The organism is Vibrio sp. 10N.286.52.F8 (assembly GCF_041468745.1).
Taxonomy (GTDB): Bacteria; Pseudomonadota; Gammaproteobacteria; order Enterobacterales; family Vibrionaceae; genus Vibrio; species Vibrio crassostreae_C.
Genome location: NZ_JBFRJF010000009.1, coordinates 1 through 13813 on the forward strand (window position 1 = coordinate 1; position 13813 = coordinate 13813).

At 46.3% G+C, this 13813-nt stretch carries 14 protein-coding genes; all 14 read right to left on the reverse strand.

Going from position 1 to position 13813, the window contains the following annotated elements:
* Positions 1-47: 47 nt before the first annotated feature.
* Positions 48-1271, reverse strand: a complete 1224-nt coding sequence (locus tag AB4133_RS03865) for a beta-ketoacyl-ACP synthase (protein WP_372223999.1) — start codon at positions 1269-1271, stop codon at positions 48-50.
* Entirely contained in the window at positions 1268-1993 is a 726-nt protein-coding gene (locus tag AB4133_RS03870) for a 3-ketoacyl-ACP reductase FabG2 (RefSeq protein ID WP_017062285.1), read from the reverse strand. Before AB4133_RS03870 ends, AB4133_RS03865 begins: the two co-directional genes overlap by 4 nt.
* On the reverse strand, positions 1990-2454 hold the full coding sequence (locus tag AB4133_RS03875; RefSeq protein ID WP_017062284.1) for a hotdog family protein: 465 nt from the start codon (positions 2452-2454) through the stop codon (positions 1990-1992). The genes AB4133_RS03870 and AB4133_RS03875 overlap by 4 nt, the downstream gene beginning before the upstream one ends.
* Positions 2447-3646, reverse strand: coding sequence for a beta-ketoacyl-[acyl-carrier-protein] synthase family protein (locus AB4133_RS03880; protein WP_017062283.1), 1200 nt, complete (start codon positions 3644-3646; stop codon positions 2447-2449). The genes AB4133_RS03875 and AB4133_RS03880 overlap by 8 nt, the downstream gene beginning before the upstream one ends.
* Positions 3647-3651: 5 nt before the next feature.
* Positions 3652-4275: a DUF3261 domain-containing protein gene (locus tag AB4133_RS03885; protein WP_029235408.1), complete on the reverse strand. Its 624-nt coding sequence runs from the start codon at positions 4273-4275 to the stop codon at positions 3652-3654.
* Complete coding sequence (locus tag AB4133_RS03890; protein WP_048659798.1) at positions 4272-6644, reverse strand: MMPL family transporter; 2373 nt, start codon at positions 6642-6644, stop codon at positions 4272-4274. The genes AB4133_RS03885 and AB4133_RS03890 overlap by 4 nt, the downstream gene beginning before the upstream one ends.
* Positions 6616-7296, reverse strand: a complete 681-nt coding sequence (locus AB4133_RS03895; protein WP_017064143.1) for an outer membrane lipoprotein carrier protein LolA — start codon at positions 7294-7296, stop codon at positions 6616-6618. The genes AB4133_RS03890 and AB4133_RS03895 overlap by 29 nt, the downstream gene beginning before the upstream one ends.
* Entirely contained in the window at positions 7283-7786 is a 504-nt protein-coding gene (locus AB4133_RS03900; protein ID WP_017062279.1) for a thioesterase family protein, read from the reverse strand. The genes AB4133_RS03895 and AB4133_RS03900 overlap by 14 nt, the downstream gene beginning before the upstream one ends.
* Positions 7787-7825: 39 nt before the next feature.
* Positions 7826-9373, reverse strand: coding sequence for a histidine ammonia-lyase (gene hutH, locus AB4133_RS03905; RefSeq protein WP_017062278.1), 1548 nt, complete (start codon positions 9371-9373; stop codon positions 7826-7828).
* On the reverse strand, positions 9351-11150 hold the full coding sequence (locus AB4133_RS03910) for a glycosyltransferase (protein ID WP_017062277.1): 1800 nt from the start codon (positions 11148-11150) through the stop codon (positions 9351-9353). Before AB4133_RS03910 ends, hutH begins: the two co-directional genes overlap by 23 nt.
* Positions 11143-11505 carry a 3-hydroxyacyl-ACP dehydratase gene (locus AB4133_RS03915; RefSeq protein WP_017062276.1) on the reverse strand — a complete coding sequence of 121 codons (363 nt, stop codon included), beginning with the start codon at positions 11503-11505 and terminating at the stop codon, positions 11143-11145. The genes AB4133_RS03910 and AB4133_RS03915 overlap by 8 nt, the downstream gene beginning before the upstream one ends.
* An 88-nt stretch (positions 11506-11593) precedes the next feature.
* Entirely contained in the window at positions 11594-12982 is a 1389-nt protein-coding gene (locus tag AB4133_RS03920) for an AMP-binding protein (RefSeq protein WP_017062275.1), read from the reverse strand.
* Between the two features lie 6 nt (positions 12983-12988).
* Positions 12989-13546: a septation protein IspZ gene (locus tag AB4133_RS03925; RefSeq protein WP_017062274.1), complete on the reverse strand. Its 558-nt coding sequence runs from the start codon at positions 13544-13546 to the stop codon at positions 12989-12991.
* Positions 13546-13803 carry an acyl carrier protein gene (locus AB4133_RS03930; RefSeq protein WP_004739745.1) on the reverse strand — a complete coding sequence of 86 codons (258 nt, stop codon included), beginning with the start codon at positions 13801-13803 and terminating at the stop codon, positions 13546-13548. Before AB4133_RS03930 ends, AB4133_RS03925 begins: the two co-directional genes overlap by 1 nt.
* Positions 13804-13813 lie beyond the last annotated feature (10 nt).

The following is a 13813-nucleotide window of genomic DNA, read 5'->3' on the forward strand; positions in this document are numbered from 1 at the left end:
ATCCGCGATGAACCTTTTTATTTACTTAGCGTTTTATGTAGCTAAGCTTAGACTTTCTTGAAGATGATAGAGGTGTTGATTCCACCAAAAGCAAAGTTGTTGCTCATCAAGTATTCAACATCCAATTCGCGACCTGAGCCCGTGATGTAATCGAGCTTGCCGCACTGTTCATCGACATTCTTAAGGTTTAGGGTTGGGCTGAACCAACCGCTATGCATCATCTCTAGGCTGAGCCACGCTTCAATTGCACCACATGCACCAAGCGTATGGCCAAAGTAACTCTTAAGAGAGCTGATTGGTACTTCACCAAAGATATTCGCTGTCGCGTTACTCTCTGCAATATCACCTTTTTCAGTCGCAGTACCGTGCGCAGAAACATAGCCAATCTTCTCAGTTGGAAGTTGTGCGTCTCTCAATGCTTTCTCCATACAGATTTGCATGGTTTCCATCTGAGGTTGAGTCACATGAGCCGCATCACAGTTGCTCGCAAAACCTATGATTTCTGCGTAGATCTTTGCGCCACGAGCAACAGCATGTTCGTACTCTTCAAGGATCAGGGTTCCAGCGCCTTCGCCGATAACCAAGCCATCACGCTCGCTGTCGTATGGGCTAGGGGATTTCTTGGGTGTGTCGTTTTTTAAACTGGTAGCGAAAAGGGTATCGAAAACGGCAGACTCAGTTGGGCATAACTCTTCACCACCACCGGCAACCATTACGGTTTGGTAACCATGCTTGATCGCTTCATAGGCGTAACCAATGGCTTGGCTTCCTGAAGTACAGGCGCTGCTGGTGGGAATCACGCGGCCACGCAGACCAAAGAACAGACCTACGTTTACCGCGGCTGTGTGTGGCATCATTTGAACGTAAGTGGTTGCTGTGATTGCTCGTGTCGACTTCTCGTTCAGCATTACTCCGAAAGCACCAACCGCATCGGTACTGCCAGTTGAAGAGCCGTAAGCGATACCAGTTTCGCCATTGGTCAATACATCGTGACCAATTAAGCCGGCTTGCTCCAATGCATTCTCAGTCGCAACGGTAGCTAGGCGTGATACACGGCCCATGCCACGCACTTGCTTACGCTTGTAGTGTTTAGGCAGTTGGAAGTCATCAATAGGCGCGGCAAGTTTTGTGTTGAGACCATCATATTGCTCGAAGCTTGGCATATATTGAGTCGCATTTTCACAGGCCTTTAGCTTAGGCTCTATCTGTTGCCAGTCGTTACCAAAAGCAGTAACACCAGACATTCCAGTTACAACAACGCGGCGGGTCATACTAAGCCTCCATTTACTGAAATCACTTGGCGAGTTACGTAGCCTGCAATATCAGACATTAGGTAGCTGACTAGGCCGGCTACTTCTTCCGGCTCACCCATACGGCGCAGTGGTACTTGAGGAAGTGCATGATCTTTCACGTGCTCGTCAACCATACCTGTGTCAATTAAGCCAGGAGCGACACAGTTTACCGTGATCTTGCGTTTTGCGAGTTCTAGAGCAAGAGACTTAGTTGCGCCAATCACCCCCGCTTTTGCTGCAGCATAGTTAGTTTGACCACGGTTACCCATAATGCCGGATACCGACGCTAGAGTGACGATACGGCCACCTTTACGCTTTTGAACCATAGGCATTACACAAGGGTGAAGTACGTTGTAGAAGCTATCTAGGTTGGTATGGATCACACCATCCCACTCTTCTTCCGTCATCGCGGGGAATGCAGTGTCACGAGTAATGCCCGCGTTGTTCACTACACCATAGTAAGCACCATGTTCAGCGATATCAGACTCAAGCTTTTCGCGACACTCGCTTCGTTTGCTGATATCAAATTGAATAAGACGTCCAGCGCCACCCAGTTCGGTGATCGACTTTAGCGTCTCTTCAGCACCTTGCTTGTCACCCATGTAATGAACGGCGATTTCAAACCCGTCTTTCGCGAGTTGAATAGCGATCGCTTTACCAATACCTTTACTGGCACCAGTGACTAAAACCTGACGGCTCATGATGGGCTCCTAGTTTTCATTTCTTGTAATTTTTGTTCGGTCGGCACGTAGACGTTGAGTTGGCATTGAGCCACTAACTCACCTCGGTCTTCGACTCTTGCGGTAAACACAGCCATACCGCTGTCTTCCATCATCTGTTCGGCGTAGATATCAAGGGTCTGACCTTGAGTAAACTCATCACACAGTGATTTATAGCGACGAGAGCCGAGTAAGAATCCGATTGGGGGCGTGGTGCCGTTTTTAAGTGCGTGATATCCAGACCATGCCGCTACAGACTGCGCCATAAACTCGATTCCAACATATGCTGGTACCGTTTGAGATTCGGCGTCAAAGAACAGATTATGGTCACCAATATCGACCTGACAGTGGATCGACAACGCCTCTACGCTGATAGCACGATCGATTAATATCATCGGATCATCGTGAGGGAGAAGTTGGTCTACAGAAGGGATATCAGTCATTTACTACACCAAAAATCAGGCTAATGTTGTTGCCACCAAAAGCAAACGAGTTGCTTAAGATGTTCTTTGCTTTAAGTTTCTGTGAACAGTTTACCAAATCAATCTCAATATCTTCAGCTTTATCCTGACATTTTTGTAAGGGAAGCGGTAAGTCATATTTCAAAATATGCCACGCAATTGCAGCCTCAATCGCACTTGCTGCGCCTAGAGTATGCCCGGTCAGCGGTTTGGTAGAACTGACGGGAACCTTGTTTGCAAAAATACGATGAATGGCTTTACTTTCCATCGAGTCATTGAGTGGCGTTGCTGTACCATGTGCATTGATATAACCAATGTCTTCTGCGTTTAACTGTGCAGAATGTAACGCTTTTTTCATTGCTTGTTCAGCACCATTGCCTTCAGGGTGAGGCGCTGAAATGTGGTGTGCATCAGAGCTGTCCCCACAGCCCAATAAGGCAATGTTTGACGTGTCTTGTGCTGCATTAACACCGGCTAACTTTGTTTTGCTGAGCAACATAAATGCCGCTGCTTCTCCTATGTTGATACCTTCTCGGGTTGCACTAAATGGCTTACAATGTGTTGTTGAGAGTGCTTCAAGACCGTGGAAACCATTGAGTGTCAGCTTACACAATGTATCCACACCACCCACTAACACGGCATCAGCCATACCTGAATCTAATAAGCGCTGGGCGGTCAGAAATACGCGGCCACTGGATGAGCAAGCCGTAGATATGACGTAGTTTGGCCCCGTTAATGCGCAATACTGGCTAACGAACTCTGAGGTATCACCAAGCTCTTGTTTTGAGTAATGGTAATCTGCTGGAAACTCGCCGTTTGCCAATTTTTGTTTGAAGACTGCTTCACCATCGGAGATCCCAGATGTGCTGGTGCCAATAACAACAGCAATTCTATCTGCGCCAAACTGAGATTTGGCTTGCTCGATAGAATCTTCAATTTGGTGAAGAGCCGACAGCGCCAGTTGATTGTTGCGAGTGGCGTATTGCGTAAGATCTGAAGGAATCGGTGGTAGTTCACCCGCGATCTGACCAACGACAGTGTGTTTACCATCGTTCAGCATATCGTGCACTTCGACCATATTTGATTCACGCTCGTCTTTTAGACAGCCATGAATATCGGCAATCTCTGAGCCTAGCGCTGAGTGGAAACCACAGTCTTGGATGTAAATAGGCATAGTGTTCAACTCTTACTTGGATTGTCGACAATCGTTGAGTTCAACGTTTGTACGGTGATGTTGTAGCCCAGGGTCAAATGTTTGAAAACAATGTCGCCTGCCGTTTTGTGTGTACCAGGATCTGTTTGGTAATCAATTTGAATGATTGCCTGTTGGTTTTCATCAAATACGGTTCTTGTTTTGTCGGTATCGACTAGGTGCCAACCTATGCTTTGTAAAGGCTGAGCCCATGCTTCAGCCGGCCATAAGGTAAGCATTAAATTAAATAGCACCTGTTCAGGTTGTGGCAAAGTTGCGCCAAGCCCAGACAAAACCTGCGTATCAATTACTTGATTCTGGTATTGCAGCGATAGAATGCGAGTACCCCAAGAGGAGAACCCCGCCAAAACCACTTTACCTGGTGTGACTTCGACTTGAACCGGAAGCTGCTGTGTATCATTTTCCCACGTAGCGCTAATCAACTGACTGGCTGTTAATGAGTATCCCAGTTCAGCTGGCAGTGGTAGTGCTAGATCGGTGTCTTGATCGATAGACACGCTCGCACCACTTGGCTGCTGAGAAACCATCGAGCAGGCACTCATTAGAATGCCCACTAGTATGGCGAAGGTTACCTTTAATGTCTGGATCATCTAAAAGCCTCTCGAGTAATTGGTCCTTCTACGTTTTTACTACTGTTGATCGCGAGTGGAGAAAGCAGCCAAGCGACAAAGATCCCTGTCAGAACCGTCACCCCGAAGCTATGAATAGCATGAGTCTGGCTCAGCGACAGTAAGCCGAATGAAAGTAGTGTTGTGAGACCTGACAAGGTGATCGCTAATAAGGTGCTCAGCGATTTCTTTTGCTCAGCAAAGAACAGGGTGTAGTCTATGCCAATCCCTAAAATCAGAATCAAACCAAGCAGGTTAAATAGGTTCAGTGTCGAGCCTAAAATGCCCGTGACCGCCAAACCTGCTACGCCTGCAATCAATGAAGGCAACAGCATTAACAGGCTTTGCTTCACACCATAGCGCCAGCCTAACAGCATGCCAATAGCTGCCAATGCTATCAATAACAGCTCGGTAATCTTGACGCGGTACTCAGCAAAAAGAGAGGAGATTTCATCCGCTTTATTGAGGTGTTTCACACCTTGCTTCTGAGCAAAATCTGACTCCAACCACTGTGAGAACAACTCAGCATCAGTGACGTCTTTTATCAAAATGACCGACGCTGCTTGCCCGTCGATAGGTTTTAACCAAAGTGGTCGAACAGGCTCTGAGACTGGAGACTCCAAAAATCCAGATACCGTGATTGGTTCGAATTTTGGTAGTTCTGGAAACGTAGACCAACCGAGAGAGCTTTGTAATATATGGCTTTGTTGACTATAGAGTTGTTCAACCAACTGATAGTTATCATGCTGTTCTTGTTTACTTAACAAGTGTTGATTGATGCTGCGATACCCGGAGATACCTTGGCTATTGACCAGCGAATCTAAGCTTGTGGTGATTTCTGTCAATTTTTTGAGTAGCTTTTGGTCGCTCTGAGCTGTGACCAAAAGCATATTTTGACCACTGCCTAACCCTGATATCTCAGTAATGGCTTGCTCTTGTTGTTTGAGTTGTTCGGGCATAGCCTGAAGCTGGCGAATATCGTCGTCGTAACGAATTTGACTGAGTGACATCAAGCTAACGACAGTCACTGTTAACGGTAAGCCAATTCTAAATTTTTGGTTGCTCCAAAGGCTTAACCAAGTATGCCAAAGTTTCGACAGGGGAAGAGGGCGCTCTTGGCCTGGTTTTACCGCTAAAACGGGGTACCAGCACACCACACTGGCGTAAGCTGCGATCAGTCCAATCGACGAAAACAGAGCCAGTTGCTGCAAGCCTGGGAATGGCGCAACCAGTAGCCCTAAGTATCCGATTAAGCTGGTGATTAAACCTAGAGTGATGGCAATGAAAATATGCTTTAGGCCTTTATCGCTCTGCCAGTGGCTTCCTGCGGCCAAACGGTCAGTGAGATAGTGAAAAGAGTAATCGATGGATACGCCAATCAAGCTAGCGCCAAACACCAAGCTGAATAGATGCACCTTACCAAAGATAGCGACAGTGCTTGCCAGTGCAACCAATAATCCTGTACTGATTGAGAGTAAAGATAAGGCAAGTGGTAGCGCACTACGAAATGTCAGCCACACCAATAAAATAACGCCTGCCAATGAGCCCAAACCAATGGTACTGATTTCTGATTTCGCGCTTTCGGTACCGTAATTGGCGTAGAACACCACACCAGTATGCTGCACCTTGACGCCAAATTGTTTTTCGACCTCGCGCTCAATTGAATCAAGATCTGGAAGTTGTTCTTGAATCGCCAAGCTATAAGGTGAGTCCGCCAGAGTAGCCGTGACTAAAATATGAGTTTGCTCATTCGACTGGGCCGTGAGATAGCCCTCTTTCAGAACAAAGTTACTTGATTGGACGCCAATAGCACTGATGTAGTCGCGAAATAACAAGAATGGGTCGAGAGATAACTCTGCTGCAGTGACGCCTGAGAATGGATTGTACAGAGACTGAATGACATATTGAGCTCGCGAATCAGGCGAGTGTGTCAGCGTCTCTTTTTGTTGTTGGGTCAGCAGTTGAGATCGGTGACGAAAATAGAAATCGCTCCACTGGCTTTGAGTGCTGGCGTTGATTTTACCTTGAACTTGCTTAAACAGAGTTGGCTGACTTGAAAAAGTTCTTTGGTTGAGAGCTTTTTCAAAAGCGTCGGTCGCAACCATGGTTTGTTCGATATCGGGAGCGCTTATGATAAATACCACTTGCTCGCTCATCGAGCTGGATATCTGCTGAAAGGCTTGCTCTACCATTGGGTCTTGCTGGTTTTCGGGCAGTAACTTTAGAATGTTGCTTTCAATCGGTACCGACGAAGAAAAAGCGAATTGTTTGGTCAACAACCCGCTAAACAGCATTACAACAACAAGCCAAACAAGGGCAAGACTAGAGTTGGAATTGTTTCGCTTCAGCATCTGATAATACTTCCGGTAGATGGCTTAACTGACTGAATTCGATCACTGTGCTATCTCCACGAATCTCTTTCAACTCAATACGTTCAATATCGCTGTTGCCTTGCAGCGTGATAGCCTCAAACACCGCATTCATCGGTGCATTTTTGGGCTTTAGAGTCAGTGTCCATGCTTGTACATTTTCATCAGAGCTGGTGTTAGTTGCGGGCTCAAAATTGAGTGCGAACTGTTCCTGAAGTTTTTGCGTGTCCCCATGAAACACTGACAAGAAGATATGGCTGAAATAAAACGCCATTGGATTTTCTTTGTCGGTGATGATTTTTGCGGGTTGATCGGCAAACCTTTGGCTCAGTTTGTTATCGGTGAGCACTAAGTTCACGGGAAACGGAGTGGTTTGTGTCCAGAGTAAGCCACTTGATTTGTCTAACAGAAATGTACCTTGTGACGTTAAAGGCTGGGCGAACATCTCCATATTGCGTGTTTGAGTGAACTCACCACGCACAATACTATTTTCGCTGAGCACCGTCTGCAGCTCTGAAATAGAATTGACAGCAGCAGAGTTTTCTTTGGCGCTTACAAGGCCGCTTGCCATCATCGCAGTAAGTCCAATTAGCGCGATATTGATGTATTTGCGACTGCGTTTAAACAGATTCATGGTTCACCTGCTGTGGGTTAGAGGTTTGTGTTTGATGTTCAGTTGCTAGAGGTAAGCAACCAAATTGGTGCCAGTGTTCGACTTTGTCAGTAAACACTTTGGGTGAGGCAAAGCACATCTCTTGTTCTTCGATGGTGACGGCAACCTGCATGGTGTGAGCACGTGTCATTCGAGCACCGGTTAGAGCATCATGAATTTCATAATCGACGCGCAGGCGATTTTCCCACTCGGTGAGTTTCGCCGTTACCTTAATCTTGTGATTAAACGGTATCGCCTTAATGTATTTCACGCGGGTATCGATGATAGGCCACATGTAGCCAGAATCCTTCATCTCATGGTAGTTGTACTCAATCTTATCCATCATGATGCGCCTAACTTCTTCAAAGAATCGGAAGTAGTTGCCGTGATAGATCACGCCCATTGGGTCGGCATCTTGGAATGAGGTGATAAGCGTCACCTCAGATTGTAATGGGTGAAGGATTTCAGACATAAATCGCTCTCAACAATATTGCGTAAAGGGTTGGCTACTTTATGAGTAAAGTGACCAGTGCTGACTTTGAATACGAGCAATGAAGTGGCGTAGATCGCCTTCAAGTGGTCGATCTTCTACGATAAATTCAAACTCCTTAAGCACTTCGTCGCGAATGTGCTTGAGGTTCTCACTCATGTGGTGCTCATCAAGCTCATTGTGGCGCTTACGAAGTTCGAGTGCTTGTGTCCCCGCCAGTAGTGACGCTGCTGCCACTTGTTCGGTTAGCTCTAGAACGCGTAAACAGTCACGAGCTGCGATGGTGCCCATACTCACTTTATCTTGGTTGTGACACTCAGTTGAGCGAGAGAATACGCTTGCTGGCATGGTGTGTTTCAATGCTTCTGCTGTCCAAGCTGAAACGCCAATCTGTACTGCTTTAAAGCCGTGGTTGATTGGCTTACGTTCGCCTTCAGCACCCGTTAGGTTGAATGGCAAACCGTTGTTGAACTTGTAGTCCATCAGCTGAGCCATTTGACGGTCAAGCAGATCAGCAAGGTTCGCAACTGCAGTTTTTAACGTATCCATCGCCATTGCAATGTGTCCACCGTAGAAGTGTCCACCGTGCAGTACGCGCTCATTATCACCATCGATAATTGGGTTGTCGTTGGCACTGTTTAGCTCGTTCTCGATCATTTGGCGTAGCCAAGGCAGAGAGTCTTGAACCACGCCGATAACATGTGGAGCACAGCGCAGAGAGTAACGATCTTGGAGGCGATCACTGTTACGTGGCGGGCGATCCGCTTGCAGATCATCACGCAGCCATGCAGCAACTTGTTGTTGACCAGGATGAGGTTTGACTGCAAACAGCGCTTCATCGAAATGGAAGTCATTGCCGTGCATACCGACTGATACCATAGCGGTGATCTTAGTTGATAGCTGAGCTAGATATTCCGCACGCTTGTAAGCGATACAAGCTAATGCCGTCATTACAGACGTACCATTCATCAACGCCAAGCCTTCTTTTGGCTTAAGTTTGATAGGGCTAATTCCTAACTCTTTGTAGACGTCACTGGTTGGGCGCACTTCACCTTTGTAGATTACATCACGCTCACCAATCAGTGCTGCGGCTAAGTAAGACAGAGGTGTTAAGTCGCCACTGGCACCCACCGATCCTTCTTGAGGAATGCGTGGTGAGATGTCTTGGTTGATTAGGGTAACGATCTGGTTGAGTAGATCGTGAGTCACACCAGAGACACCTTGTGATAACGAACAAAGACGAGTTGCAAGGACTGCACGAGCTTGTTCGTGAGACAATATTTCACCTAAACCACAGCCGTGAAAACGTGTTAAATGCAGTGGTAGCTCGTCAACTAGGTTTGGCGGAATCGCAACCGTACATGAGTCACCGTAACCCGTCGTTACACCGTAAATCACACCTTCTTCTTTCAATAGGCGTTCTAAGAAAGCGACACCACGGTCGATCTTAGATGTGAATGCTTCACTTGTGTTCATCGAGGCTTTTGCGCCTTGTGAGATAGCGACAACATCCTCAATCGTGAGGCGCTCGGCACCAAAGGTGATGCTATTTGGATTCTTTTTCGTCATGGTGCTTGCTCAATGTCCAAAAATTAAAAAAGTTGTACCACTGAAGCGGTGCTTGCAGTGTGTAGTGCTGAAGTCGATTTGCGTATTTTTGCACGACTTGCTGTAAAGATTGTTCGCGAGTCTTTCTTGGTAGCTCGATCTTGTTGCTAAAATGCTCGAAATAGACATTAAAATGCGGCTTAGATTGTGAGTCGTCACGTAACCCAAACAGCAAAAATACGGGTGCTTTGAGAACCGAGGCTAACATAAATGGACCTTGAGGGAATGGAGCTTCCTTACCTAAGAACTCAGCCCATACTGAGCGGCTCTCTTTGCTGGTGGAAGTTCGATCGCCAACAATCACGATCCATTCGCCTTGCTCTAGTTTCTGTTGTAACAAGATAGCGGTATCAGGCCCCATCGATGTCACCTGAATCAGATTTAAATCAGACTGCGGGTTAACCGCTTTCATCACGGAATTAAAACGTTCGGCGTGTTCTGTAAAAACCAGGGCGTTGATTTTGATGTTCGAGTGTCTGCGACCTAAAGCTCGGCACAGCTCAATATTGCCAAGGTGAGATCCAAGGATTAGCACACCTTGCTTATTTGCCACCATGCTCTCGAACTGGTCTTGGCCATGAATAGTCAGGTTATCTGCCGAGAAATCACCTTTCCATGCCGCGAGCTTGTCGAGCATCGTATGGCCAAATGAAAGCAGATGGTTGTAACTGGTTAGTTCTCCGGGGAGCTCAATATTTTGCTGTTCCGCATAGGCTTTTAATTGGAATAGATATTGTTCGGAAGCGTTTCGCGCACGCTGGCCCGTCAAGTGGTAGTAACGCATCACACCACGCAGAATGAGGTTGAACACACCGCGACCTAACAAGGTATAAATGGCTAATAACAGCTTAATGCCTAATACTGTGCCGCGTTCTTGAGTGCGGGACCAGTGTGGTTGTTCAGAAGCTTGCGGCTCTGAATCAGTCGATAAATTTGGGTTATTATCAGCTGAATCGGATTTGAAATGGCGAGCAATCAGTTTTGGTGCTCTTGGCAGCATGCTGAAGAATAGACGTGTATGCATCCAACTGATTTTGACGTTATCCCACAACGCATCGAAATGAGAGATGCCGTTCTCAGGATAGATAACGCGCGTTTCAACGAAGTCTATGTCGCAACCTTCCCAATACAGGCGAACCAAAATCTCGATATCGAAGTCCATTCTCGAACCAACATCGTACTTATTCAACACAGTTTGAGTTTGGTTGATAGGATACGCTCTAAAGCCACACATGCTGTCTTTAATTGATAAAGAAAGGGTTTCTATCCATACCCAGATATGTGTCGCGTAGCGCCCATAGAGCCTTGCTTTGGGTACGCTGTCGTCGTAGATAGGCTGGCCTGATATCAGACGTTGTGGCTTAGCTTGTGAGGCCTCAATCAATGTTGGCAAGGCTTCCAGGTCGTGTTGCCCATCAGCATCTATCTGAATAGCGTGGCTAAAGCCTAGTTGCTGCGCTTTTTTGATTCCGGCTTTTACTGCGCCGCCTTTACCTTGGTTCTGTTCAAGCGTCACCAAGGTTACGTTTGAATTCTCTGCTAGGGGAGACAGAAACTGTTTTGTTGTGAGTTCACTGCCATCGTCAACGATGATGATCGGTAACTCAAAATGATGAAGTGACGACACCACAGCCGGCATGGTTGCGCCATGGTTAAAGCACGGGATAAGGAAGCAAGCCTTGTAGCTGCTTTCTTTTGTGTGGTGTTGAGAAGTAGCCTCGACGGGAGCGCTATTCACTTTTTTCTCCCAGCTTCATTTTGCCTGAAGAGTGGGTCTGTTCACCGTTGTTTGATGTGTAACTAAAGCTCAGCTTGTCTTTGTCAGCATCCCATTTGAGTGATAGCTGGATTGTAGCGTCAGGCAGGATAGGCTCTTGGAACTTAATGACTTCCATTCCTTTAAAGAAACCAGGAACGCCTAACTCTTGGACTGCGTAGTGAAGTGCCCAATCAATTTGCGTGACGCCAGGTAGAATAGGGAAGCTCTTGAAGTGCCCATTAAAGTCGGTGATATCTCCGCTAACATGAAGTGTCAGGGTCGATTCATTTTCTACCGTGTCTACAGCAATGATGTTTGGTTTTCTTTTATCCATAGGGCGTGCTTAGAATCCTTGGGCAAATATTGGTTCTTTGACAAAAATATAAAAAGATAATCTCAGTGTAAAATACGATCAGCGGTTTCTATGATTTTATTAGCTGTTCTATGTGAGATGTTAATCGCTTACCTTGGCTGTTGAGGGGGATCTCATCGACAACACGGTATTTTCTCGGGATTGCGATTGGCTCTAACCACTTTCTGAGTTCTGTACGCAGCATCAACCAGAATTTACCTTTGCTCATGGTCGATAGAGCGGCTTGGCCTTCATCTGATAATACCAAAACAGAGGCTAATATTAATCGCTCAGGCTCCTCAAATGGAATAACCACGCACTCACTTATCCAAGGCAGTTGCTCCAGTCGCTTTTCCACTTCAACCAGTGATACTCGCTTTTCTTCTATCTTGATCACTCGGTCCGTTCGGCCCTTCAATATGAATTGATTCTCCGAGACCATCTCGCACTCATCAGAGGTTTGATACCAGTTATTCTTATCGATGTACGGCGACAATAACTTAATGCAATTCTCACTGTTGAGACTAGCCTCAATACAGGCAAAAAGCTGCCAAGGCGTTTGAGCGCTCTCTTGCTGACGAAATGCGATGCCACCGGTTTCTGTGCTACCAAAGACTTCAATCGGTAAATGACCAAGCAGATCTCGTGACTGGTGAGCCGACTCGGTAGGCAATGGACCACCCGAAGAGAAGATTCCTGCAAGTTGTACCTTGTTGGTCTCATGCTTTAATCGTTTAAGTAGCGCTGGGCTGCTGATCAGTACACAGTTTTGATTTGCGTGAGATAAGATCTGTTCTGGGTATTCAAGGTTGTGTCGAGCAAATGGAACACCAGAGCATAGTGGCCATAAGATTCTAAACAGCAAACCATAGATATGTTGATGAGAAACTGTGCTTTGGATTTGGTTTCCCTTGAGTAACTCACCCCAGTTCTTGTGTAACTGAGCGGTCTCAATATCGAGGTGCTCTAACGTTTTATCTATCGCTTTTGGCGTGCCACTTGAACCTGAAGTGAACAGAGTTAATGGGACTGTTGCCAAATCAATGGTCGTAAGATTCTCGGTTAGAGGTTTTTGTGCTTCAGTGTTTGAATCCAATAAGGTTTGGATATTACGAACGTCATTCACCTCAACTTCGCCAATCGAGTTATCAACTAGCAGGCAATCAAACTGCTTACTTAACTCAGCAAGCGCACATGGCTGGTAGTTGCCCGGTAAGATGATGTGTTTGTTGGCTGCTGTACATGCCAAAAAGGCCACCGCAAATAGGTAGCTGTCTTGGGTACAAATCGCGATTCGTTGAAAAGGGGATAAAGACAAAAATTGTACGAGTTGAGATAAGTCGTCGTTAAATGTTTGCCACGTAATCTCGCTATTGTCGTCAAAGCAGACAATAGATTCAGGGGCTCTGTCCTGGCTAAGAAGCTCAGACAACGAGGTGTAAGATACGGTTTGGGTCATAACAATTTAACTCTGACGAATGCGCTGTCTTACTACCCACTCTCCTGCAAAGAGTAACCCTGCAAACAGATAGCTGAGTAAGCCATTGTATAGGGTCCATACTTCTAGCGGTTGGAAGCAGGTGTAAAGGGCAATAGAGCCATTGATAACAAAGAACAAGCACCACACTTTGGTGACTTTTCGTGTGTAATCAACGCCACTTTGCGGAAGTTCAGGCTCTTGAAGGCGAGCAAGACGTTCGATAATCGTTTGTGGTTGCCATAGGCTCGAAGCGAATACAACCAGCATACAAACATTAACGATAACGGGATAATAGGTTAGCCAGCCGTGTTGCTTAAAGGCTAAGCCTAAAGCCAGCAGAACAATACCGGCACTTCCACTGATCCAAGCTAGGTGTTTTAGCTCTTTGATTTTAGCCTGACCGCCGGTGAAAATGCGTACAGCAAAGATAGCGGCTAAGGCAATACCAACGGTTTGTAAGCCAAACTTGTTGAGTCCAAAGTAAACCGCTATTGGATAAGTGAAAAGTATAATTGCCGACAGTAAAGTCAGCAGAGGACGCATTAGGCGTCCTTCAATAGTTCAACCACAGATTCGACAACGTCATTAACGGTGCGCACTGCTTTGAACTCTTCAGGTTTTATCTTCTTACCTGTGACGTTCTGTAGGTGAACGACCAAATCAACGGCATCAATGCTGTCTAGGTCTAGATCAAGATAGAGATGAGCTTCAGGGGTGATATCTTCAGCGTCAAGCTCGAACAGCTCAATAAGCGCATCTTTAACCTGGTTGTATACTTCTTGTTGGTTAGCTTGTGTCATAAAGATCTGT